Genomic DNA, 23,439 nt, shown 5'->3' on the forward strand with positions numbered 1-23,439 from the left:
AGAGGTACCCCCTCATGACCACCCTGAGCATCATCGGCGACGGCACCATGGGCACCGCGATCGCGGAGGTCGCCCGCCGCGGCGGTCACGACGTCACCCTCATCGGCCGCGACGGCACCGCCGCGGACATCACCGGCGAGATCGTCGTGCTGGCCCTGCCCTACCCGGCCCTCTCCGACGTCATCACGACGTACGCCCCCGCCCTCGAGGGCAAGGTCGTCGTGGACATCACCAACCCGCTGGACTTCGACACCTTCGACTCCCTGCAGGTGCCCGCGGACTCCTCCGCCGCCGCCGAGGTGGCCGACGCCCTGCCGAACGCACGCGTCCTCAAGGCCTTCAACACCACCTTCGCCGCCGCCCTCTCCTCCGGGAGAATCGGCGACCAGACCACCACCGTGCTGATCGCCGGTGACGACGCGGACGCCAAGTCCGCGCTGGCCGACGTCGTGACCTCGGGCGGCCTGAACGCGATCGACGCGGGCGCCCTGAAGCGCGCCCGCGAGCTCGAGGCCGTCGGCTTCCTGCAGCTCACGCTCGCCGCCGCCGAGAGGATCGGCTGGACCGGCGGCTTCGCCACCGTGCGCTGACCCTGCAGGCCCCCGGGCCGAGGGGCTCATGCCACACTGACGGCGTGAGCCCCTCGTCCATGCGCCGGCCCTCCCCGGCGGCCGCTGCACTGGCCGCCCTCGGCGCCATGCTCGCGCTCGTGGTCCTGGTCAGCGCGCTCCTCGCGTTCGGCCCCGGCGGCGCCGCCGCCCCCGGGGAGGGCCCGACGTCGGCCGCACCGTCGTCGACCGCTTCGCCCTGACGCGCGGAGCAGGCCCTGGAACGAGCCGGAGGTGGGAGCGGCGGCGACCGTCGGCGCCGCCGATCAGATCCCTGACAGGCCCCGCACCAGAGCCACCGTGCCCCCGACGCCGGCCAGGCAGACGGCCAGGGTCCGCGCCTTCGAGGCGTCCACGCTCCGCGCGACGCGGGAGCCGAGGAGGATCCCCACGGGACCGGCGACGACGGCGACCGCCCAGACGAGTCCGGGCACGTCGACGTCGGGGGGCACCGCCGTGCCGAACAGCGACTTCGTGGCGAGGGAGGTGAGGTTGGCCAGCAGGAAGATCGGCTGCAGGGTGGCCGCCCAGGACTTCTGATCCCACTTGGCCGCCACCGCGTAGACCGCGAGCGCGGGACCGGCGACGCCCGCCGTCGTGTTCATGAAGCCGGCCACCGCCCCCGACGCGAAGACCGCGCCGTTGCCGGTGAGGGTGAAACGCTTCTGGAGGCCGAGGGCGGCGGCGATCGCGACCAGCACGGACGCGCCGAGCAGGATCTCCAGGGCGTGCGGCTCGAGGGAGCGCACCGCCCAGGCACCGAGGAACGAGCCGCAGACCAGCAGGGGGGCCAGGCGGACGAAGCGCGCCCAGTCCACGTGCCTGTGGAGGAGTGCGAAGAGGATGGCCGCGGACATCACGGCCGCCACGTTGGAGATCGTCACGCCGGCCACGGGGCCGAGCAGGATCGAGAGGGTCGGCGCGGCGATCATGCCCACGCCCATGCCGCTGATCCGCTGCAGCGCGCCGCCGACCGTGATGGCCAGCAGCACGACGAGGGCCATGGTGAGCGTGCCGGCGTCGAGTCCCATGGGCAGAAGTCTCCTCCGGATTCTGGGCGAGTCTCGACGAGCGACTCGCCCACCACCGTGTGACCGGTGAGCGCGTCGCCCAGGACCCGAGAGCGAACGGGGCCCTGGCGGCGTGCACGGCCGCTTCCCCGGGCGTCTGGCGGGCCTCGAGGCGTTCCTCACCCGCTGACCCCCGCCCCCGCCCCGCCCAGCCCAGCCCAGCCCAGCCCAGCCCAGCCCAGCCCTCAGGGTGGTCACGACACGCCGCATCCCGTTCCCGCAGATGGCGTGTCGTGACCACTCGGGACGCGTCGACGCGCCCGCCACGACCGACTCCTCGCTGGCGGCGCCCGCCGATCGCATCTCGTTCAGCGTCCTCCCCGACACGCAGTTCTACTCGCGCTATGCCACCGCCGGGACCGGAGACCCGTACATGACCCACTACGGCTCGGAGCCCTTCCTGGCCCGGACGCAGTGGATCGCGGACAACGACCAGGCCTACGACGTCGCCTTCACGATGCACCTCGGTGACGTGGTGGACCGCGCGAACCCGCCCGAGGAGTGGGCGGTGGCGGACGAGGCCATGTCCGTGCTGGAGCAGGCCGGCGCCCCGTACTCGGTGCTGGCCGGCAATCACGACGTCGGCGCCGGCGCCTCGGACACTGACGCCGTCTCCTACGAGACCTACGTCTCGCACTTCTCCGCCGAGCCCGCGGCGCAGCAGTCCACCTTCCTGGAGCGCGACCCCTCAGGCGCCTCGGAGGCTCACCTGGTGGCGCAGGACGGGACGACCTTCCTGGTGCTGGCCATCTCGTGGCAGTCCCAGCAGGAGACTCTGGACTGGGCGAACCGCGTGATCGCCGCCCACCCGGGCGTCCCCACGATCCTGACGAGCCACCAGATCCTCAACGTGGACGAGGCCACCGGCGAGCAGCTGTCCTCGGCGTACGGCGAGCGCCTGTGGAACGACGTCATCGCGCCCAACGACCAGGTGTTCCTGACCCTCAACGGCCATCACCACGGTGCCACCGAGCAGGTGTGCTTCGACGACGCCGGCCGCACCGGCAACACGGCCAGCTACTTCACCACCGCCGACGGCGCGGACGTGAACGACGAGACCTTCCCGAACGGCTTCACCCTCGAGGCGTTCATCAAGATCGACCCGGACTTCACGCCCGAGGAGAACGCCTGGATGCGGTGGCTGACGCGCGACGGGCAGCGGGAGAACCTCCCCGGCTATGTGGAAACCGAGGGCGATGAGCCCCCCTTCGCCTGGGCCTTCTCGAACCTCCGCGATGTCCAGCTCTCCGTGGTGGACTCCCAGGCCCCGGTCGCCACGGAGACCGTGGGCATCGCCCACGACGAGGCGCAGCGCTGGGTGTTCGGCGCCGGCTCCTACGACGGCCAGCGTCAGTCCGGCTTCCTCGGCTGCCTCGGTGAGACCCGCATGGTGGACCGCCCGCTCGCCCAGAACCAGGGGCTCACCTCCCGCGCGGAGACCACGACGCCCGTGGATCCGGCCCCCGTCGAGCCGACCCCCGTGGCGCACCCGGAGCGCATGCTGACCCGTGGCGACGCCGTCGCCCTCGTCCGAGACCGCACCGGCGTGGACCTGACCGGCATCCTCGCCGACCAGCGGGGAGGCCGCCGAGGCGCTCGCACACCTGCGTTGACCGTGACCCCGCCGGGGCGACCCGCGGAGGGTCCCCGGATCCTGGGCGAGTCTCGACGAGCGACCTGACCTGGTAGGAGGTCGACGGGAGACAGCGGCTCGAGGTCGGCTCTCACGTGCGGGCCGACCTCCAGGGGCGCGGCTGCGCGGCCGAGGCCGCGGCAGCCTGCCGAGACCCCACGTGGGACGCGCTGGGCAGGGCCGAGCTCGTCGCGGACATCCACCCGGAGAACACGGCGTCCCGGCGGGTGACGGAGAAGATCGGCGGGGACGGCCCTCGGAAGGACATGGGTGAGCCCCCACCTCAACGGCGGGGGCTCACCCATGGAGTCAGCTCACTTGGCGTGGCGCTGGAGCAGCTCCTTGGCCTTCTCCAGGCCGGCGGCCTCGATGTCATAGGAGCCGGTCGCCTTGTAGTGGTCCTCGACCGCGTCCGTGACGCTGTACTCCTCCGGGTTGCCGGGGGGCGTGGACGTCTCCAGGACGTGGAGCAGGTAGGTCTCTCCGGCGGCCAGGGCCTCGGGGGTCTCATGTGCCATGCGAGTCTCTCCTTGCAGTTTTGGCGGTGGAGGAAGAGAGCGTATGACACCGCGGCGTCAGGACGCCAGCATCCGCACCGTCGCCAGGTTCCGGGCCGTGCCCACGACGCCGAGGGTCCGCTCGATCCGAGTCAGCGTGAGCGGCGAGTCTCGCACGGTCGTGGCGTGGCGGATCCAGAGGAACCGGCCCACGAGCACCGCGCGGTCCTCCCCCGGGTCCAAGGCCGCGAAGGCCACCGCCCGGCTCGGGTCCGGGACCGCGTCCAGCAGGGTGAGCTGCACCGCCTTCGGCTCCTGCTCCGGCCAGTCCTGCGCCTCGAGCACGGCGAGGGCCTCCCGGAGCTCAGCCGGCGACGTCGCCATCACCGGCACGTCGATGTCCCGCTCAGCCCGCGCCGCGGCGGACACGGAGGCGGCGACGGCGGCCGGGTCCGCGCCGGCGGGCAGCGTCAGGATCACGTTGCCGCTGGCCTGGACCGTGCGGACGTCCGTGCCGCCGGCCTGCTCGGTCCAGCGGATGAGGTCCACCTTGGGGATGCGGCGGTGGGCGCCCACGTTGATGCCCCGCCAGAGGAGCACGTGGACGTCGCCCAGCGTCGTCGGGGCAGCCATGGTCAGCGCGCCTCGACCAGGTGGGCATAGACCACGCGGTTGTCCTCGAACGTCCGTGTCCACGGGTTGTAGCCGTCGCACGTGATCATGCGCAGCTCCGGGCGCTCGGTGTTCCCGTAGACCTCGTCCGTGGGGAAGTCATCCTTGCCGTACTCCTCGACGCGGTCCACCTCGAAGACGGCAGTGGTGCCGTCCTCGCGCTCCACCGAGACGACGCCCCCCGGCTCGAGCTCCGAGAGGCGGCGGAACACGCCGTCGCTGTTGCCGTACGCGCTCACGTGGCCGAGCAGCACGGCGGGACCGCGCTCTCCGGGCGTGGGCGAATGGATGTACCACGCGGCGGGCGTCCCCGGGTCGCCGGAGGGGACCTCGAGGGCGCCGTCGTCGCGCAGGCCGAGATGCAGCAGCTCCGAGTCCAGGCCGATCTCGGGGGCGGAGACGGAGACGGGCTCGGACGCGGGCAGCGCGTCGGGTGCGCCCTCCTCCGCGGCGGCCGTCGACGGCGGCGCGTCGCCGGAGGACGAGAGGGAACGGCGATACGCGCTCTCACGGACGTCGGCGAAGTGCGGGGAGGACGACGAGGTGGACGGGCTGGGTGCGCTCGTCGCCGGCACGGGCTGGGTCGGCGAGGCCGACGGGGTCGAGCAGCCCGTGACGAGGAGAGACACGGCCGCCGCGGACGCCCACAGGCGCCCGCGGCGGCCGTCAGGGGATCCGGTCATGCGCGAAGCGTAGGGGATCCGCAGGGAGGGGTGCCGGTGTCAGGCCTGCGCACGACGGCGGGTCGCCACACCGGCGCCGACGACGGCGGCCAGGCCCAGCGCGCCCACGGCCAGGGCGGCGGCGGGATCGGACTCCGGGGCGATGCCGGTGTCCGCGGCGCCGACGGGCACCTTGGTGACCTGCTTCTCCTCGGCCTCCTCGGTGGGCTCGGCCTCCTTGGCGGCGGACGCCTTGATCGCGGCGATCTCCTCGGCGGCGGCCCTCTCTCGGCCCTCGACCTTGATGCCGGTCGCCACGTCGATCTCGCAGCCGATGCCGTCCTGATCGGAGTCCAGGTCGTCGTGGTAGAGGTCCGAGGACTCCTTGATGTTGCCCTTGCCGGCGGCCCACGCGTCCTCGCAGTCGGCGTGGGTGTACGCGGCGTCCGGCTTCGCCTGGTCGCGCGGGTCGTGCGAGGCGGTGGGGGCAGGAGCGGGCTTGGCGGACGGCTTCGTCGCAGGGGTCCACTTGTGGGTGCTGGATCCCTTGGGAGGGTTCACGCACGCGACCTTGTCCCCGTCGCCGTCAAGGCCCTTGCGGAAGCCGGGGGTGTCCGGAGTGATGTGGGAGAGGTTCGCGGCGTAGACCTCCTGGCAGTTCGCATAGGACGGCGCAGCCGTGGCCGGGGCGGCGGCGAACAGGGACACACCGAGGGCGGCGGTCAGCGTGACGCCGGTGGCGAGCTTCTTCATCGGGATTCCTCCGAGATCGTGGCGGGTGCCGTCCCTCATGCCGTCGTGTGGCGGGGGCGACATCTCGCATTCAAGCCGATCCCTCCAGGGATATCCATTCGACAGCCGGGGTGCCGCACAGGCTCCGATCAGCTGCCTCGCGCACACCGCCGCTTCCTGTGCTCGTCATCACATCCACCGTCTGACCTGGGAAGCTCCCGGCCGCGTCAGGGCCTTAACGTGTCCGGCCCGTCAGTAGCCTGCCTGGATGGACATGGACACGCGCGACCCCCACGCCCCGGCGGACCGGGAGCTGCTGCAGCGCGCCGCGGACGAGTGGCGTGACGCGCTGATCGACGTCGGCGGCACCAACCGCCTGCTGCACTTCCGCAGCACGGCCGCCACGGTGGACCTGGCCCAGGCCGCGCCGGACGCCTACACGGCCCTGCTCGCGGGCGGCGCCGTCCGCCTCTCCCAGCTCTTCCCGGGAGCGGACGCCCACGCCGCCGCGCACCGCGCCTGCACCCAGCTGCACCGCCGGCAGCGCGAGGCCGTGGAGGAGTACGGCGTCCCGGTCACGCACCTCGCGGTCGGCTTCGCCACCTGGCTCGGCGAGTCCGACACCGCCCCCCGGCCCCACGCGCCCGTGCTGCTGCGCCCGCTGCAGATCGAGCGCACTCGCGGCGCCGGGGAGGGCTGGACGCTCACCCTCACGGACGACGTGCAGGTCAACACCGTGCTGCTGCACGTGCTCGCGCACGCGGGCGCCGAGATCGCCGAGGAGGACCTCCTCGCCCCGCTCGAGGACCTCGGCCCCGAGCAGGGGATGCGCGTGAGCCTCGCCCGGCTGGACGCGCTGGCCGCGGACGTCGAGGGCTTCGCCGTGATGCAGGAGGCCGTCCTCGCCGCCTTCTCGTACCAGAAGCAGCCCATGGTCGCGGACGTCACGGACCTGGACGCCCTGGCCGGCTCCGAGCTGGTCCGGGCCCTCGCCGGCGAGCCGGATGCCATGCGCGGCGCTCGCACGGCCGCCACGGGCGTGCCCGTGGAGCCCTCGTCCCCGGACTACGCGCCCGTGGACTCCGAGTACCTCGTGCTGGACGCGGACGCCAGCCAGTCGTACGTGGTCAACGCGGCACTCGCCGGGCGGAACCTGGTGGTGCAGGGCCCTCCCGGCACGGGCAAGAGCCAGACGATCGCCAACCTGATCGCCGCCCTGATCGCCTCGGGGAAGCGCGTGCTGTTCGTGGCGCAGAAGCGCGCCGCCATCACCGCCGTCCTGGACCGCCTGGACCACGTGGGGCTCTCCCACCTGCTGCTGGACCTGTTCGCCGCGGACGGCTCGCGGCGTCTGGTGGCCGAGCAGCTGAAGGCCGCCCTCGAGCGGCCGGAGGAGGACACGGGCCCGGAGGACGTCGCCCTCCACAGTCGGCTCGCCGCCGCCCGTGACCGCCTCGTGGCGCACAAGGACGCCCTCACCGAGCCGCGCCACGGCTGGGGGATCAGCGTGAGCGCCCTGCGCACCGGCACCGCCGGCATCCCGACGGCGGCCCGCACCTCCTTCCGCCTCCCCGCCTCCGCGTTCGGCGACTGGGCGCCCGGCGACCTCGACCGCCACGCCGCGGCACTGGACGAGCTGCATGAGCTCGGCGCCCTGAGCCCGGCCTGGCGCACCGCCCCCGGCTGGCGCCCGGACGCCCTGCGGACGCGCGAGGACGCCCAGCGGCTGCGCGGCCGCGTGCTCGAGCTGCAGCAGCGCCTCGTCGGCCTGACGGACCTGATGCCGCCGCTGGCCCGCGCCGCCGGCTATCCGGCCCCGGCCACGCTCGAGCAGGCCGCGTGGGTCGTCGGGCTGCACGCGGGTGCCGCGCGGCTCGAGCGGCGGGTGCCGGGTCTCGTGCACGCCCCGGACGTGGAGGAGCTCGCCGCCGCCGTCGGGGGTGGCGAGGACGTCGGGTTCTGGCGGCGCCGCGGCCTCAAGCGCCGCGCGCGCGACGTCCTCGAGGGCGTGCCCCGAGAGGAGCACGCCGCCCTCCTGGCCGAGGCGGGGCACCTGCGTTCCCAGTGGCGCGGCAGCGGAGCCCCCTCGGCCGCGCCCGCCACCGCCGAGGCCGAGGCCGCCCTCGCCGAGGTGCGCGCGCTGCTCGGCGAGCTCGCCCCCGCGGTGCAGGGCATGGACCTGGAGGGCCTGGGCCTGGAGGAGCTCCAGAGGCGCCTCGCCCGGCTCACCGACGGCGGCCGGGCCAGCGCGCTCGTCCGCTCGGCTGACGCGCGGGCCGCCCTGGCCGCGGCCGGCCTGGACCCGTTCGTGCGGATGCTCGTGACCCGGCTGTCCTCGGGCGAGCCGCTCGACGCCGAGCCCGGGCTCCTGCTGCGCTGGGCCGTGCTGCGCTCCCTCCTCGAGGAGGCCGAGCTGAGCAGCCCGGGCCTCGCGGGCCTGCGGGGCGCGGACCTGGACCGCGCGGCGCGCGCGTACCGCACGGCCGACGTCGCGCACCTGGCCGCCAATGCCACGCGCGTGCGCCGGCGCGCGGCCGAGCACCTCGAGAGGGAGATCGACGCCCACGGGGAGGAGTACGCCCGCCTGGTCACGGAGATCACCCGCAAGCGCACCGTGCGGCCGGTGCGCCAGCTCTTCGAGGACTCCCCCCACGTGATGCGGGCCGCCACGCCCGTGTGGGCCATGAGCCCCCTCCAGGTCTCCCGGCTGCTGCCCGCCGAGCGGTGCTTCGACGTGGTGGTCTTCGACGAGGCGAGCCAGATCAGGCCCGCCGACGCCGTCCCGGCCCTCCTGCGCGCCGGCCAGGCGGTCGTCGCGGGCGACAGCCGCCAGCTGCCGCCCACCGAGTTCTTCACCAAGGTCATGGAGGACGCGTCCGAGGACGAGGACGAGGACGTCGCCCTGGACGGGCGCGGCAGCGAGGGCCGTCGGGACGCGCGGCCCCGCGCCGGGAGCCTGACGAAGGACGCCGAGTCCATCCTGGCGGCCATGGACCGGCTGCTGGCCGGCCAGAGCCGCGGCCTCCAGTGGCACTACCGCTCGCGGGACGAGCGGCTCATCGCCGTCTCCAACGAGCACGTCTACCACCGCAGCCTCACCACCTTCCCGGCCGCGGACGCCCAGGACGCCGTGCGGCACGTGGAGGTGCCCGCGAGCCCCGGGATCAACGGCTCCGCCAACAGCCCCGAGGCGGAGGTGGCCGCCGTCGTCGAGCTGGTGCGCGAGCACGTGCGCCGCCATCCCGGGGAGAGCCTGGGCATCATCGCGTTCGGCGCGAAGCACGAGGCGCGGATCGAGGCGGCGCTGTTCCAGGCCATGGCCGAGGACCCGGCGTTCGAGCGCGCCCTGAACGCGCGCACGGACGAGCCGTGGTTCGTGAAGGCCATCGAGCGCGTGCAGGGCGATGAGAGGGACGCGGTCATCCTCAGCGTGGGCTACGGCAAGGGCGCGGACGGGCGGCTGCGCTACTTCTGGGGCCCGCTCCTGCGGGAGGGCGGCGAACGGCGCCTCAACGTGGCCATCAGCCGCGCCAAGCGCCGCATGACCCTGGTGACGAGCTTCAGCCCGGACGACGTCCCCGCGGACGGGCACTCCTCCGCGGGCTTCCAGCTGATGCACCGGTTCCTGCACTTCATGGCCTCGGGGGGCACGCGGCTGACCGGCGGGCCGAGCGGCGGGATCGCGCTGAACCCGTTCGAACTGGACGTGCAGCGCCGGCTCGAGGAGGCCGGCCTGAGCCTGGACGCGCAGGTGGGCGTGGGCGGCTACCGGATCGACTTCGCCGCGCGGCATCCGGAGAAGCCGGGGCGGCACGTGCTGGCCATCGAGGCCGACGGTGCCTCGTACCACTCCGGCCACACCGCCCGGGAGCGCGACCGCCTGCGGCAGTCCATGCTCGAGGCCCGCGGCTGGCGCTTCCACCGCATCTGGAGCACGGACTGGTTCGCGGACGCGGATGCGGAGGTGGCCAAGACGGTGGCGGCGTTCGAGGCGGCGGTGGCGGCCGACGACGCGGGGTGACGGCGCGTGTCCCCGCAGGCTCAGATGCCGTCGGCCCCGGCCGGGGCTCCGGCTCAGCGGTTCCCGGGGAAGCGCGGGTCGACCGCCTCGCCGCCGGGCGCGTGCACCGTGGCGGGGGCGCCCGTCTCATCGGCGCCGCGCGCGCAGCACGAGCTCGAGGTCGAACCGGGCGTCCGGGTCGTCCAGCGCGTCCCCGAAGAGCTCCCGCAGGCGTCCCACCCGGTAGCCCACTGTCTGCGGATGCACGCCCAGCTCCGCGGCGATCGGCGCGCGCTGACCCCAATGCGTGAGCCAGGAGAGCAGGGTGGCCTCGAGGATCTCGCGCTTGGCCGCGGTCACGCCCTCGAGCGGCGCCAGCACCCGGCCGGCCAGCTGCGCCACCACGCGGGGCTCGGCTCCCAGCACGACGCGGGCGAGGTGGTGCTCGGCCAGCACGGGATCCCCCGTGCCGCCGCGGCCCTGCACCGCGAGCGTGCGCGCCACCCGGTACGAGTGCGGCGCCAGGCCCCACTCCACCGCCGGACCGACGACGGCCGCCGTGCCCGCGAGGAGACGCAGCATCTGCTCGCGCCGGACGCGGGGCGGCAGGGCGTCCACCACCGCGACCACCTCGGACTCCCGCTCGACCACCAGGCCGGTGCGGCCGAGGCGGTGGCGGACGTCCGCGCCGGCCGCGGCCGGGAGGACCACGACGGCCAGACGGCGCGGCAGGCGCCAGTCGGCGAGCGCGGCGAGGCGCTGCACCTCCTTCTCCTCCGCGCCGCCGCGGATGAGCGCGGAGGCGAGGTCGGAGCGGTAGAGCTCGAGCAGACCCGCCTGGGCCGACTGGGCTTGGGCATAGGCCTGCGCACTCACGGAGGAGAGCTCGTCGATGTACGCCCAGATGGACTCGCCGAGGTCGATCACCACGGACATGTCCATCCCCTGCCGCGCGCACTCGGCCGAGAGGTCACGGAACACGATCCGCGCAGACGTGCGGTACGCCCCGAGGAGGGCGTCCATGCTGCGGCCCTCCCGGAACTCCCCCGCGCCGAGGGTGGCCATGAGGGCGCGGGAGTCGTCGTTGAGGGCGGGCAGGTCCGTGCCGGGCAGGCGCATGAGCTGCTCGAATGCGGTCCGCACCCCGTGGGAGAGGTTGCGGCCGTACTTGCCGTCCCGGGCTTCGGCGTAGGCCGGGATCTGATCCGGGACGTCCTGGATCATGCGCGCCATGACGGCCGGCAGGGCCGGCGCGAGCTTCTCGGGCAGGTCGGCGGGCAGCGACTGCCACGGGGGGCTCCACTCGCCGTCGTCGCTGGTCAGGCCAGGGTGGACGACGGCGGGGGACGAATCGGGGAAGGGGGCGGGGGGCTGGCTCATCATTGTCTCCTCATGATGAAGAACGTCCCTCGATCGTACGTCCAGCGAGAAGAAACACAGCGTGTCCCGCCATACGCTTGGGCCATGGCCGGACCGACCCTGCTGACCCGCATCGCCTCGGTGCTGCTGCATCCCCTGACCCCCGAGGACGTGCTCGGACTGCTGGACCCCGTGCGCTCGTCGCGCCAGCTGCGCGGCGTGGTCACGGCCGTCACGCGCAAGACCGCCGGCACCGCCACGATCGCCTTCCGCCCCGGACCGGGCTGGACGGCGCACGACGCCGGCCAGTGGGCCCGCATCGGCGTGGACGTGGACGGCGTGCGCCAGTGGCGCTCCTACTCGCTCTCCGCCCCTGCCGGCGCCGACCCGGAGATCACGGTCTCGGACATCGGGGTGGTCTCGGGCACCCTGGTGCGCGGCACCAAGCCCGGGGACGTCCTCTTCCTGGACCTGCCCGAGGGCGACTTCACGCTTCCAGAGGAGCCGCGCCCCCTGCTCATGCTCACGGCCGGCTCGGGCCTCACGCCCGTGATGTCCATGATCCGCACGCTCGTGCCACGCCGGGCCGACGCCGACGTCGTGCTGATCCACTCCTCCCGCACCCCGGAGGACGCGCTCTTCCGCGAGGAGCTGGCCGAGCTCGCAGACCAGTTCCCCGGCCTGACGGTGCACCACCGCTACACCGCCACGGACGGGCGCCTGGACCTCACCACCCCCGCCGATCTCGAGGCCCTGTGCCCGGACTGGCGCGAGCGGGCCGCGTACGCGTGCGGCCCGGCCGGCCTCCTGGACGCCGCGGAGGCACTGTGGTGCGCGCACGCCGGCGAGGACCTGCGCATCGAGCGCTTCCGCGCGGACCTGACCGCCGGCGTCGCCGGGGCGGGCGGGCGCGTGACCTTCGAGCACTCGGACGTGGAGGCGGACGCCCCGGGCGACGTGCCCCTGCTCGAGGTGGCGGAGGACGCCGGCGTGGCCGCGCCCAGCGGCTGCCGCATGGGCATCTGCCACGCCTGCCTCACTCCGCTGCGCTCCGGCCAGGTCACGGACCTGCGCACGGGCGAGGTCCACGGCGACCCCGGCGAGCTCATCCAGACCTGCGTGAGCGCGGCCGCCGGGCCCGTGAGCCTGGCCGTGTGAGCCCGGCCGGCCCCCTCCCGGCCCCTTCGACATCCATCCATCGCCTCCCGAACCGTCAGGAGACCACCGTGACCCAGACACTCCCCCGCCCCGCCGGCGCCACCGCCCCCGCAGACCCCGCCCTCGCGATCCCGGGCACCACCGTCCGCGGGCGGCAGGCCCGCGTCCTCCCCGACGACCGCCCGGACACCACGAGCTGGGCCCCGCGCGGCGACGAGGCCGACGCCGCGAAGAGGGCCGCGCCGAAGGCCCGCCCCGGGATGCTGGCCACCGAGGGCGGCCCCACCGTGCGCCCGCCGGCCGCCGCGCACCTGAGCGACGAGCAGGTGGCCGAGCTGGGCCGCGAGCTCGACGCGATCCGCGACGACGTGCTCGCCCGCCGCGGCGCGAAGGACGCGGCCTACATCCGCCGCGTCATCCGCCTGCAGCGCTGGCTCGAGGTGGGCGGACGCACGCTGCTGCTGAACGCGAAGAACCGCGCCGCGTTCGTCGCCGGCATCGCCATGCTGACCACCGGCAAGATCATCGAGAACATGGAGATCGGCCACAACGTCCTCCACGGCCAGTGGGACTGGATGCGCGATCCGGACATCCACTCCACCACGTGGGAGTGGGACTTCGTCACGCCGTCGTCGGCCTGGCAGAACACCCACAACGACGCGCACCACCGCTGGACCAACGTCATCGGCAAGGACACGGACGTGGGCTACAACCTGCTCCGGATGGACGAGTCCGAGCCGTGGCAGCCCCGCCACCTCCTCAACCCCGTCCTCAACGCGGCCCTCGCCCCGATCTTCGAGTGGGGCATCGCCCTGTACGACCTGGAGCTGTCCAAGTTCCAGGCCGGAGAGAAGTCCTGGGCGGAGATGCGCCGGGACCTGGCGTCGGTGGCCGTGAAGGCCTCGCGCCAGGCCGCGAAGGACTACCTGGCCACGCCGATCGTGGCCGAGGCCCTCACCGGCTCCGGCAGGGCCGCGGTCAAGGCCACCCTCATCTCCGGCGTGCTGCGCAACATCTGGGCGCACTCGGTGATCTTCTGCGGACACTTCCCCGACGGCGTGGAGACCTTCACGGAGGAGATGGTGGAGGGCGAGACGCGCGGCGACTGGTACGTGCGCCAGATGATCGGCTCCGCCAACATCTCCGGCTCGAAGCTCATGCACTTCATGACCGGCAACCTCTCCCTGCAGGTGGAGCACCACCTGTTCCCGGACCTGCCCTCGAACCGGTACGCCGAGGTGGCACCCAAGGTCCAGGACATCTGCCGGCGCTACGGCCTGCCCTACACCACGGGGCCGTTGCACAAGCAGGTCGGCTCGGCGTGGAAGAAGGTGTTCCGGCTCGCCCTGCCGTGATCGGCTGACTCCCCCGACGGCCGGGCGGGCGGGGACCTCCCCGCCCGGTCGGAACACGGGGACCGGATCTGCGTCCTGGACGCAGATCCGGTCCCTCTCGTGCGATCCGGCCCCGCTCAGCCCTGACGCTCGGCGAGCTCCGCGAGGCGGTCGATCGAGGTGCCGAGCTGCTCCGGGCCGGTGCGCAGCGCGCGCGGGATGCGCTTCGGGTCGGTGAGGCGGTCCCACTCGTAGGTGTGGGTGACGCGGCAGCGCTGCTGATCCCCGATCCCCTCGACCTCCCAGCGCCACAGCTGGCCGAACGGCTCCTCGCGGGGCATCCCGGGCATCCACGCGATGAGGCGGCCCTCCTCGAACTCCACGACGCGGTTCTCGCGGTCCTCACCCTTGGTCAGGGTCATCACGAAGACGTCGCCCGCCGCGGTGACGCGCTGGTCCGGGCGGGCCACAGAGAGGTTGTCGTTGCCGTCCCACTCGGGCTGGCGCGCGGGATCGGCGATCAGCTCGAAGACGACGCCGGCCGGGGCGGCGACCTCCCGGCTCGCCGACGCGCGGCGCTCTGAGGGGGCGGGCAGGGCGGTCTCGTCGATGTGCTCCATGGCGTCAGGGTAGGGGTGCACCGCCGCCGTGGGCCATGCCCTCCGCACGCGGGCGAGGAGCGCTCGCACGACCCCGGCTCCTCACCCCCTACCCTCGTGAGCATGACGTCCCGGCTGCGCCTCCTCCTGACCACCGCGATCGTCCCGGTGTTCTGGGGCTCCACCTACGTGGTGACGCGGCAGTGGCTGCCCGCGGACCTGCCCCTCACCGGCGCTGCGATCCGGGCCCTGCCGGCCGGGCTGATCCTGCTCGCCCTGACCCGGCGCCTCCCCCGCGGGGCGTGGTGGTGGAAGTCCGCACTGATCTCCTTCCTGACCATGGGCGGGTTCTTCGTGCTCGTGTACGTCTCCGGCTCCCGCCTGCCCAGCGGCGTGGCCGCCACGCTCATGGCCTCCGGGCCGCTGGTGATGGTGGTGCTGGGCCGCCTGCTGCTCCGCGAGCGAGCGCCGCTGATGGCGTACGTCGGCGCCGTCGTCGGGATCCTCGGTGTGGCCCTGCTGGCCGGCAGCGCGATCGCCACCCTGGATCCCATGGGCGTGGCGGCCGCGCTGACCGGCGTGCTGACGTCGTCGCTGGGGTACGTGCTGACGAAGCGGTGGAGGCCGCCCGTGGACTCGCTGACGTTCAGTGCGTGGCAGCTGACCCTGGCCGGCGTGATGCTGGCACCGGTGGCGCTGGCCGTGGAGGGCCCGCCACCGCCCCTGGGCCTGTCCGCCGTCCTGGGGTTCGCGTACATGGGCCTGATCGCGACCGGGCTGGCCTACGTGCTGTGGTTCCGGGGCCTCGCGGCGCTGCCCGCCCGGACGGTCGGGATCCTGGGGCTGCTCAACCCCCTGACGGGCGTCCTGCTCGGCGCCGCCGTGGCCGGGGAGATGCTCAGCCCCCTGCAGGCACTCGGGGCGGCGGTCATCCTGCTCGGCGTGGGTCTCGGGCTCATGACGACGCCGCGGGTGCTGCGACGGCGGCCTGCCTGACCGGGCCCGCCGCCGTAGACTCGAGACATCCGCCGTCATCGGCGCGGCCCGCCGGTGACCTGGTCCTTCCGAGGGAGCCCGCGCCGTGACCGACCACCCAGGCACGCCGACCGCCACCGCCCATCCCGTCCCGTGGACGCGGACCACCGCAGCCGAGGCCCTCGCGCACTTCGGCGTGGACGGCCAGGTGGGGCTGAGCTCCGCCGAGGTCCTCCGCCGCCGCGCGGAGCACGGCGCCAACGAGCTCGAGGCCTCGGCCGCCGAGTCGTCCTGGCGCCGATTCCTGAGGCAGTTCGCCGATCCGCTGATCCACCTGCTGGCCGCCGCCGTCGTGATCTCCGTGGTGGCCTGGTTCTTCGAGGGCGCGCACGGCGCCCCCGTGGACGCGATCGTGATCGCCGTGATCATCGTGTTCAACGCGGTCCTGGGCTACGTGCAGGAGGCGCGCGCCGCGGACGCGGTGGCCGCGCTGCAGGGGATGGCGGCGGTGATGGCCACGGTGGTCCGTGACGGCCGCACCGTGCAGGTGCCGGCCGCCGACGTCGTCCCCGGGGACGTGCTCGCGCTCGCCGAGGGCGACTCCGTGGCCGCCGACGCCCGCCTGATCGCCTCCTCCTCCCTGCACATCGCCGAGGCCGCGCTGACGGGCGAGTCCGCCCCGGTCGGCAAGGGCCCGGCCCCGATCCCGGGCGAGGTCAGCCTCGGCGACCGGGCGAACATGGTCCACAAGGGCACGGCTGTGACGCAGGGCGTGGGCACCGCGGTGGTCACCGCCACGGGCATGGAGACCGAGATGGGGCACATCGCGCGGCTGCTCAGCTCCACCGAGAAGAAGGCCACTCCGCTCACGCGGGAGATCGACGCCCTCGGCCGCACGCTGGGGATCGCCGTCATCGGGATCGCGGTGGTGGTGATGGCGGCGATCGCGATGACGAGCGGCATCCACTCCGTGCGCGAGGCGGTGGACGTGCTGATCGTGGGCGTCTCGCTCGCCGTCGCCGCGGTCCCGGAGGGGCTGCCCGCCATCCTCTCCGTGGTCCTCTCCCTCGGCGTGACGGCCATGAGCCGGCGCAACGCGATCGTGAAGAACCTCTCCTCCGTGGAGACGCTGGGCTCCGCCTCCGTGATCTGCTCCGACAAGACCGGCACCCTCACCCGCAACGAGATGACCCTGCAGGCCGTCCGCGCCCCCTCCGGGCAGGCCCGCCTCAGCGGCGTGGGCTACGCGCCGGAGGGCCGCGTGCTCCTGGACGACGGCGTCGACCTGCTCGCCGCCGACGCCGCGCACCCCCTGCGCGAGGAGGGCGTCGCGCTGCTGTGCGGCGGCTCGCTCGCCTCCAATGCCGAGGTGCGCCGGGACGACGACGGCGCCTGGTCCGTGCTGGGCGACCCCACGGAGGCCGCGTTCGTGGTGGCCGAGCGCAAGGCCGGCCTCGAGGAGGCCCGCGCCGCGCGCTTCACCCGGGTGGCCGAGGCGCCGTTCACGTCCGAGCGCAAGATGATGTCGGTCGTCGTGACGGACGGAGAGCGGGACGGCGCCCCCCTGCTCGTCGCGAAGGGCGCGCCGGACGTGCTGCTCCAGCACTGCACCCGCGTGCGCAGGGGTGACGAGGTGCTCGCGCTCGGGGAGCCCGACCGCGCCTCGGCGGCGCGCGACGTGCAGGAGCTCTCCGACCAGGCGCTGCGCACCCTCGCGGTGGCGTACCGCCGGCTCGAGCCCGCCGAGCTCGAGGCTGCCCGGGCGGCGGACGGGACCCTCGACGGCGAGGCCCTGCGCGGCCTTGAGGAGGAGCTCGTGTTCGTGGGCACCGCCGGGATCATCGACCCGGCCCGCGCCGAGGCCGCCGACGCCGTCGCCACCGCCCGCGGCGCCGGGATCCGGGTGGTCATGATCACGGGCGACCACCCGGCCACCGCGCTGCGGATCGCCCAGGAGCTGGGCATCGCCGAGCCCGGCGACCGCGCCCTCTCCGGGCCGGAGCTCGAGGCGATGGACGCCGAGCAGCTGCGCGCCGCCGTGCGGGACGTGGCCGTCTACGCGCGCGTCTCCCCCGAGCACAAGCTGCGGATCATCGGGGCGCTGCAGGCCGACGGGGCCATCGTCTCCATGACCGGCGACGGCGTGAACGACGCGCCGGCCCTCAAGAAGGCGGACATCGGCGTGGCCATGGGCATCACGGGCACCGAGGTGTCCAAGGAGGCCGCGGACATGATCCTGGCCGACGACGACTTCGCCACGATCGTTGCCGCCGTGCGGCAGGGCCGGGTGATCTTCGAGAACATCAAGAAGTTCCTGCGCTACCTGCTCTCGTCCAACACGGGCGAGGTGCTCACCATGTTCTTCGGCGTGATGCTCGCGGGGTTCCTCGGCCTGACCGGGCATGGGACCGGCGTGGTGGTGCCGCTGCTGGCCACGCAGATCCTGTGGGTCAACCTCGTGACGGACTCGGCGCCCGCCCTCGCCATGGGGATCGACGCGGAGGGCGACGACGTGATGGCCCGACCGCCGCGCCGGGCGACCGACCGCGTGATCGACCGCCGCATGTGGGGCGGGATCCTCACGATCGGCGCCGTGATGGCCGCGGTCACCCTCCTGGCCCTGGATAGCCAGCTCCCGGGCGGCCTGCTGGCCGGCTCCGGCACCGTGGTGGACGCCCAGACCTGCGCGTTCACCACGCTCGTGCTCGCGCAGCTCTTCAACGCCCTGAACTCCCGCTCCGAGACCGCCTCCGCCTTCCACCGCATGTTCCACAACCGCTGGCTGTGGGCGGCGATCGCCTTCGGCGTGGTCTCCCAGGTGCTCGTGGTGCACGTGCCGTTCCTGCAGACCGCGTTCGGCACCACGGCGCTGGATGCCGGCCAGTGGCTGATGTGCCTCGGCCTGGCCTCCGTGGTGCTGTGGTTCGACGAGCTGCGGAAGCTGGTGCTGCGGGCCCGCGGGGCGTGAGGACGGGGCGGCCCCGGCGGGCCGCTGAGGCCGGGCGCAGGCGGCGGCCGTCACATCGTGGGCGGGTCGTCCTCTGCGCACAGCCGCTCCAGCCCCAGGCCGGGCCCGCCCGTGAGGCGCAGCGTGCCGTCGTCGGTGAAGCCGCCGGCCGGCAGCTGCGAGGCGAACCACGCGGGCGGATCCAGGTCCACCATGGCGATCGCCGGGTGGGCGAACGCGAGGTGCGCCCCGGCGGCGATCCCGATGCGCGGCTCCATCATTGCGCCGACCATGCAGGTCAGCCCGGCCTCGGCGGCCAGGTCCGCCACGGCCAGGGCCTCCCCCAGCCCGCCGGTCTTGGCGAGCTTGATGTTGAGCATGTCTGCAGCGCCGGCGTCGATGATCCGGCGCGCGTCGTCGGGGCCCCAGACGGCCTCGTCCGCCATGACCGGGAACGGGCTCTCGGCCCGCACGCGGGCCAGGCCGGCGAGGTCGTCGCGCGCCACGGGCTGCTCGACGAGGTCGATCGGCAGGCCGTCCGCGGCGAACCGGGCGAGCACGCGCACAGCCTCGTCCGGGGTCCAGCCCTGGTTGGCGTCGATCCGCAGGCGCGCGCCGGGCGCGGCCTCGACGACGGCAGCCAGACGCTCCCGGTCCTGCTCGGCGTCCCGGCCGAGCTTGATCTTGAGGATCCCATAGCCGTCCGCCGCCGCCTCGCGGGCGTGGCCCGCCATGACCGCGGGCTCCTCGAGAGAGACGGTCATGTCCGAGGCGATTCCGGCGGCCGGGTCCAGGCGCACGCCGCACGGCGCCCCCAGCAGCTCCACGAGCGGGACGCCGAGGGCGCGCGCAAGGGCGTCGTGCACCGCGACGTCGACGGCGGCCCGCGCGCTCGAGGCGCCCGGGACGACCCCGCGCGCCAGGGCGGCGAGCTCGTCCGGGGTGCCGGACACCCCCTCGAGGGCGGCCCGGATCGGCCCGTTGACGGCCGCGAGGATGGTCTCGGCGCTCTCGCCCGTGACCGCCACGGTCTCGGCCGCGGAGCCCTGCCCGACGACGCCGGCCACCTCCCCCGGACCGCCCGCGAGGGTCACGTCCACGGCCACGTAGGCCACGGCCTCCGTGCGGCGCTGCGCCGTCACGAACGGGCGCAGCAGACGGCTGGCGTGGAGGTGCGCCCGCACCGAGGCGACGGTGACGGGAGAGGTGCGCGCGGCGTCGTCGTGCGCCATCAGAGGCCCTGCATGATCTGAGCGCCGAGCAGGCCGACCCAGGTGCCCATGAGCGTGCCGATCAGGGCGAACAGGATGCCGACGGGAACGAGCTGGCGGCTGAAGGTGCCGGCCACAACGGGAGCGGAGGCAATGCCGCCCACGTTGGCCACGGAGGCCACCACGATGGAGAAAAGCTCGGTGCGGGTGAGCTTCGCGTAGACCACCATGATGATCGCGTGGATCAGCAGCGTCACCACGCCGACCCCGAGGTACACCGGGGCCTGCGAGATGCCCGCGAAGTCGGAGCCGGTGGCGATCTGGCCTATCACGATGAACAGCATCAGGGTGCCGAGCTCCGCGGAGCCGGCCGCGCGCGCGAGCGGGGTCTGCGCGAAGATCAGACCGAGCACCGAGACGATGATGATGGTCCACGCGGTGGAGTTGATGAACGTGCCGACGGCGGGCAGGAGGCCGCCGATCCAGATGGCGAGGGTGGCGATGAGGATCGAGCCGAAGCCGAGGCCGGCCAGCGAGGTCACGGAGATCGGGCGCTTCTCCTCCTCGACCGCGGCGATGTGGCCGTCCAGGTAGCTCGTGTCCGCCTTGGTGAAGCGGTTGAACCGGTCCGAGAGCAGGACGGCGGAGAACATCAGCATGAGCCACACGGAGTAGACGACCGTGTCCGTGATGAGTGCGTAGCCGAAGATGTTCTCCGGCGCCTTCACGATGTCCTGCACGGCCACCATGTTGGCGCTGCCGCCCGTCCAGGAGCCCAAGAGCGCGCCGAGTGCCTTGCCCGACTCGGGGTCGAGGGCGCCGCGGAAGAGCAGGAACGCCAGGATCATGCCGACCATGATGGACGCGGCGGTCACGAAGAAGGTCAGCAGCAGCTTGGGGCCGAGCGCCATGATCCGGCGCAGGTCGCAGCCGAGCAGCAGCAGGAAGATCATGGCGGGCAGCGCCACGTCCTTGAGCGCCTTGAGGGGCGCGCGGACGTCCTTGGCGTCGCCGAACACCCCGAGCGTGTTGAGCCCGGCGCAGATCAGGTACATGAGCACCATGGCGGGGACGTACTTGAAGAACTTCCAGCCGGTCGTCTTCTCCAGCACGATCAGCAGGCCGGCGAGTCCGAGGACCACGCCGATCATGAGCAGGCCGTCGGTGATCACGGGCCCTCCTTGGGTGGGTGCGAGCGCACAGCGGCGCGGGGGGCAGTCGAGTGTGAGCCACGCGATGACGAGCATGGCTCAGGTCACAGTACCGGAGCCGGGCCCCGCGTCGGCGCGGCGGCGCGGCCCGCATACTGGGGGCCATGCCCGTTCAGCGTCCTGCCGGCTCCCCCGCGCCGCGCACCGTCCACCTCGGCACGTCCGCGGAGCTCGCCCGGATCCTGCCCGACGAGCACGACGACGGCTGGGTCCTCGAGATCGGCGGGGCCGTGCAGTCCCACGTGGACCTCGAGCACCCGGGGCGCATCCGGTACGAGTACCTGCGCCGGATGGCGAACGTGCTCGACGCCGCCTTCCCGGCGGGCGAGCCGGTCCGTGTGCTGCACCTGGGCGCCGGCGCGTTGACGCTGCCCCGGTACGTGCAGGCCACCCGGTCCGGCTCGGAGCAGACCGCGGTGGACCTGGACCGTGAGCTCGTCGCCTTCGTGCTCGCCGAGCTGCCGATGCCGGACGGCACGCGGCTGGAGTCGGTCGTGGCGGACGCGCGCCTGGCCGCCGTCGACCTGCTGATGGACGGCGCGCGCTTCGACGCCGTCGTGCTGGACATCGGCACGGACGCGGACGGCACCGCCCACCTGAGCGGCGCGGAGTTCTACGGCGAGCTGCTGGGGCTGCTCGACGACGGCGGCGTCCTGCTCGTGAACGTCGGCAACGACGACGGCCTGCTCCTCCTCGGCTCGCAGATCGACGCCCTCGAGGAGGCGGCCGCCGAGGCCGGAGCGCCCGGACCGTGGACCCTCGCGGACGCCGGGATGCTCGAACGGCGCGCGCTCGGCAACGCGGTGCTGGCCGCCGGCCCGGCGCTCGTCGTCGACGGGCTGCGGGACCGCCTCGCCGCCGCAGGGCCGCACCCGGCGGCGGTGCTGGACGGGGCGGAGTCCGCCTCCCTCGCGGAGCGGCTCACGCGGGGCTGAGCGGACTCCGGCGCGCGGCGGCGGCCATCCCTGGCCTCAGTCCTGCGGCCGGGGCCAGGGATGGCCGCGCCACGTCTCGGCGCCCTCGTTGAAGCGCCGCAGCAGCCGGGTGAAGTCGGCGACGTCCTCCTCCGGCCAGTCGGCGACGACGTGCTCGACGGCGCCCCGCCGGGTGGCGAGCTCCTCGGCGAGCCGGGCCCGGCCGTCGTCGGTGGGCCGGTGGCGCCGGGCCGGGCCCCCGCCCGGGTCGGCGATGCGCTCGACCAGCCCGGCCTTCATGGCGGCGGCCACCTGCCGGTGCACCGTGGAGACGTCCAGGTCGAAGGACTCGGCGAGCTCGGCGATGGTCATAGGGCCGCCCGCCTCGAGGCGGGCGAGGAGGACGGTGGCGCTGCGCTCGAGCACGCTCGTGCGGCCATGGGGCGCCACGCCCTGGGCCGCCACCCGCTGCAGGAGCATGTGCTCATAGACGATCCCGCGCACCGGATCGGCCCACGCCGCCTCGGGTTCTTGCATCATGCAAAAGATGCTACCTTTTGCATCATGCAAACTGCCGAGCGGGAGCGCATCGCCTCCCCCACCTTCGTGCTCGCGTGGGTGGTCTCCTTCCTCCAGTTCGTCGTGTTCTACGCGCTCGTCACCACCATGGCCCTCTACGCCGTGCGCCAGTTCGCGGCGTCCGAGGCCGGTGCGGGGCTCGCGTCGAGCTCCTTCGTCATCGGAGCCACGCTCGCCCGGATCGTCACCGGCCACGTGGTGGACCGGTTCGGCCGCCGTCGGGTCCTGCTGGTCGCGCTCGCCGTCGTCGTGGTCTCGTGCGCGCTGTACCTGCCGGCCTCGTCCCTGCCGGCACTCATCGTCGTGCGCATGCTGCACGGTGCGGCCTACGCGTTCGCCAGCACGGCCGTGATGGCCGCGGCGCAGTCCGCCATCCCGGCCTCCCGACGCGCGGAGGGCACGGGCATCCTGGCCCTGGGCACCACGCTCGCCACCGCGATCGGCCCCGCCCTGGGCCTCTTCCTCGTCGGCTCGGCCGGCTACGGATGGCTGTTCTGGACCACGCTCGGTGTGACCGTGGTCAGCCTGCTCCTCGCCCTCGCCCTGGGCGAGCACCCCGCGGCCGCCCCGGCACCGGCACCGGCCCCGGCCGGCGTGGACCACGGCGAGGCCCTCACCCCGGGCGAGGAGGGCGCGAGCGAGGTGCCCGTCGAGCACCCGGCGCCCGCGGTCGGCTTCCGCCTGCGCTCCGTGCTGCACCCGGCGGTGGTGCCGATCGCCGGGTTCATGCTCATCGTGGGCCTGGCCTACTCCGGGGTCATCACCTACCTCGACGCCTACTCCGTGGACCGCGGGCTCACGGCCGGAGCGGGGTTCTTCTTCCTCGCCTACGCGGCCGCCATGCTGCTGATGCGCCTGACCCTCGGCACGGTGCAGGACCGCCGCGGCGACGACGTCGTGGTGTACCCCGCGCTGGTCTGCTTCCTCGCCGCGCTGCTGCTGCTGGCGACTGCCACGCAGGACTGGCAGGTGGTGGTGGCCGGCGCTCTGAGCGGCCTGGGCTACGGCACGCTCATGCCGGCGGCGCAGGCGATCGCCGTCAACGCCGTGCCGGCCCACCAGCTCGGCGCCGGCATCTCCACGCTCATGCTGTTCGCCGACGTCGGGCTGGGCCTGGGGCCGGTCGCCCTCGGCGGGCTCGTGGCCGCGGCCGGCTACGGGGCGATGTACGCCGTGCTCGCGGCGGCACTCGTGGTCGGATGCGTGTACTACTTCGCGGTGCACGGCCGGAAGCACGGCCGGAACGGGACCGCCGCCGCCCGCTGAGGCGGCTCGACG

The 23,439-nt window shown here is 73.9% G+C and carries 20 protein-coding genes and 1 pseudogene; 11 read left to right on the plus strand and 10 right to left on the minus strand.

Annotated elements, in window-relative coordinates:
* Window positions 1–14 precede the first annotated feature (14 nt).
* Together KZX60_RS04265 and KZX60_RS04270 are read left to right on the plus strand one after the other, a co-directional pair.
* A complete protein-coding gene (locus tag KZX60_RS04265) occupies window positions 15–590 on the plus strand; it encodes an NADPH-dependent F420 reductase (protein WP_248115795.1) in 576 nt (191 codons plus the stop codon).
* Between the two features lie 44 nt (window positions 591–634).
* Window positions 635–811 (plus strand): hypothetical protein, encoded by a 177-nt coding sequence (locus tag KZX60_RS04270; RefSeq protein ID WP_248115797.1) that lies wholly within the window; start codon window positions 635–637, stop codon window positions 809–811.
* Between the two features lie 63 nt (window positions 812–874).
* Here KZX60_RS04270 and KZX60_RS04275 read toward each other — a convergent pair whose 3' ends face one another.
* Complete coding sequence (locus KZX60_RS04275) at window positions 875–1,639, minus strand: sulfite exporter TauE/SafE family protein (RefSeq protein ID WP_248115798.1); 765 nt, start codon at window positions 1,637–1,639, stop codon at window positions 875–877.
* A 262-nt stretch (window positions 1,640–1,901) separates the two neighbouring features.
* Between KZX60_RS04275 and KZX60_RS04280 the strand changes: the two genes are divergently transcribed.
* Together KZX60_RS04280 and KZX60_RS11970 are read left to right on the plus strand one after the other, a co-directional pair.
* A complete protein-coding gene (locus tag KZX60_RS04280; protein WP_248115799.1) occupies window positions 1,902–3,359 on the plus strand; it encodes a metallophosphoesterase in 1,458 nt (485 codons plus the stop codon).
* Window positions 3,360–3,388: 29 nt separating this feature from the next.
* Window positions 3,389–3,544, plus strand: a pseudogene (locus KZX60_RS11970) (GNAT family N-acetyltransferase); the annotation flags it as partial.
* A gap of 81 nt (window positions 3,545–3,625) precedes the next feature.
* Here KZX60_RS11970 and KZX60_RS04290 read toward each other — a convergent pair.
* From KZX60_RS04290 to KZX60_RS04305, 4 genes are read right to left on the minus strand one after another with little or no spacing between them, the layout of a single operon-like run.
* Entirely contained in the window at window positions 3,626–3,829 is a 204-nt protein-coding gene (locus KZX60_RS04290) for a hypothetical protein (protein ID WP_248115800.1), read from the minus strand.
* A gap of 57 nt (window positions 3,830–3,886) precedes the next feature.
* Window positions 3,887–4,441, minus strand: a complete 555-nt coding sequence (locus tag KZX60_RS04295; protein WP_248115801.1) for a DUF1697 domain-containing protein — start codon at window positions 4,439–4,441, stop codon at window positions 3,887–3,889.
* Window positions 4,442–4,443: 2 nt separating this feature from the next.
* Window positions 4,444–5,163 carry a class F sortase gene (locus KZX60_RS04300; protein ID WP_248115802.1) on the minus strand — a complete coding sequence of 240 codons (720 nt, stop codon included), beginning with the start codon at window positions 5,161–5,163 and terminating at the stop codon, window positions 4,444–4,446.
* Between the two features lie 39 nt (window positions 5,164–5,202).
* Window positions 5,203–5,895 (minus strand): excalibur calcium-binding domain-containing protein, encoded by a 693-nt coding sequence (locus tag KZX60_RS04305; protein WP_248115804.1) that lies wholly within the window; start codon window positions 5,893–5,895, stop codon window positions 5,203–5,205.
* Between the two features lie 247 nt (window positions 5,896–6,142).
* Here KZX60_RS04305 and KZX60_RS04310 point away from each other — a divergent pair, with 247 nt between their 5' ends.
* Entirely contained in the window at window positions 6,143–9,895 is a 3,753-nt protein-coding gene (locus KZX60_RS04310; RefSeq protein ID WP_248115805.1) for an AAA domain-containing protein, read from the plus strand.
* A gap of 126 nt (window positions 9,896–10,021) precedes the next feature.
* Here KZX60_RS04310 and KZX60_RS04315 read toward each other — a convergent pair whose 3' ends face one another.
* Complete coding sequence (locus KZX60_RS04315) at window positions 10,022–11,254, minus strand: PucR family transcriptional regulator (RefSeq protein WP_248115807.1); 1,233 nt, start codon at window positions 11,252–11,254, stop codon at window positions 10,022–10,024.
* Between the two features lie 84 nt (window positions 11,255–11,338).
* On the opposite strand from KZX60_RS04315, the gene KZX60_RS04320 reads away from it, so the two are divergent.
* Complete coding sequence (locus tag KZX60_RS04320) at window positions 11,339–12,391, plus strand: ferredoxin reductase (protein ID WP_248115809.1); 1,053 nt, start codon at window positions 11,339–11,341, stop codon at window positions 12,389–12,391.
* Between the two features lie 68 nt (window positions 12,392–12,459).
* Window positions 12,460–13,746 carry an acyl-CoA desaturase gene (locus KZX60_RS04325; protein WP_248115810.1) on the plus strand — a complete coding sequence of 429 codons (1,287 nt, stop codon included), beginning with the start codon at window positions 12,460–12,462 and terminating at the stop codon, window positions 13,744–13,746.
* Between the two features lie 116 nt (window positions 13,747–13,862).
* Here the strand turns inward: KZX60_RS04325 and KZX60_RS04330 are convergent, their stop codons facing one another.
* The gene (locus tag KZX60_RS04330; protein WP_248115812.1) at window positions 13,863–14,345 is read right to left on the minus strand and encodes an SRPBCC family protein; all 483 of its coding nucleotides are present in this window, start codon (window positions 14,343–14,345) and stop codon (window positions 13,863–13,865) included.
* 102 nt (window positions 14,346–14,447) lie between these two features.
* Here KZX60_RS04330 and KZX60_RS04335 point away from each other — a divergent pair, with 102 nt between their 5' ends.
* On the plus strand, window positions 14,448–15,320 hold the full coding sequence (locus KZX60_RS04335; RefSeq protein ID WP_248115814.1) for an EamA family transporter: 873 nt from the start codon (window positions 14,448–14,450) through the stop codon (window positions 15,318–15,320).
* An 85-nt stretch (window positions 15,321–15,405) separates the two neighbouring features.
* Window positions 15,406–18,267 carry a cation-translocating P-type ATPase gene (locus tag KZX60_RS04340; RefSeq protein ID WP_248115816.1) on the plus strand — a complete coding sequence of 954 codons (2,862 nt, stop codon included), beginning with the start codon at window positions 15,406–15,408 and terminating at the stop codon, window positions 18,265–18,267.
* A 50-nt stretch (window positions 18,268–18,317) separates the two neighbouring features.
* Here KZX60_RS04340 and KZX60_RS04345 read toward each other — a convergent pair whose 3' ends face one another.
* On the minus strand, window positions 18,318–19,478 hold the full coding sequence (locus KZX60_RS04345) for a dipeptide epimerase (protein WP_248115817.1): 1,161 nt from the start codon (window positions 19,476–19,478) through the stop codon (window positions 18,318–18,320).
* Entirely contained in the window at window positions 19,478–20,629 is a 1,152-nt protein-coding gene (locus KZX60_RS04350; protein ID WP_248115819.1) for a DUF819 family protein, read from the minus strand. The genes KZX60_RS04345 and KZX60_RS04350 overlap by 1 nt, the downstream gene beginning before the upstream one ends.
* A gap of 143 nt (window positions 20,630–20,772) precedes the next feature.
* On the opposite strand from KZX60_RS04350, the gene KZX60_RS04355 reads away from it, so the two are divergent.
* The gene (locus KZX60_RS04355; RefSeq protein WP_248115820.1) at window positions 20,773–21,603 is read left to right on the plus strand and encodes a fused MFS/spermidine synthase; all 831 of its coding nucleotides are present in this window, start codon (window positions 20,773–20,775) and stop codon (window positions 21,601–21,603) included.
* A 36-nt stretch (window positions 21,604–21,639) separates the two neighbouring features.
* On the opposite strand, the gene KZX60_RS04360 is transcribed toward KZX60_RS04355, so the two are convergent.
* Entirely contained in the window at window positions 21,640–22,122 is a 483-nt protein-coding gene (locus KZX60_RS04360; RefSeq protein WP_248115821.1) for a MarR family winged helix-turn-helix transcriptional regulator, read from the minus strand.
* 24 nt (window positions 22,123–22,146) lie between these two features.
* On the opposite strand from KZX60_RS04360, the gene KZX60_RS04365 reads away from it, so the two are divergent.
* Window positions 22,147–23,427, plus strand: a complete 1,281-nt coding sequence (locus tag KZX60_RS04365; protein ID WP_248115822.1) for an MFS transporter — start codon at window positions 22,147–22,149, stop codon at window positions 23,425–23,427.
* Window positions 23,428–23,439 lie beyond the last annotated feature (12 nt).

Origin of the sequence: Micrococcus sp. EYE_212, assembly GCF_023147585.1 — a bacterium.
Lineage (GTDB): Bacteria > Actinomycetota > Actinomycetes > Actinomycetales > Micrococcaceae > Micrococcus.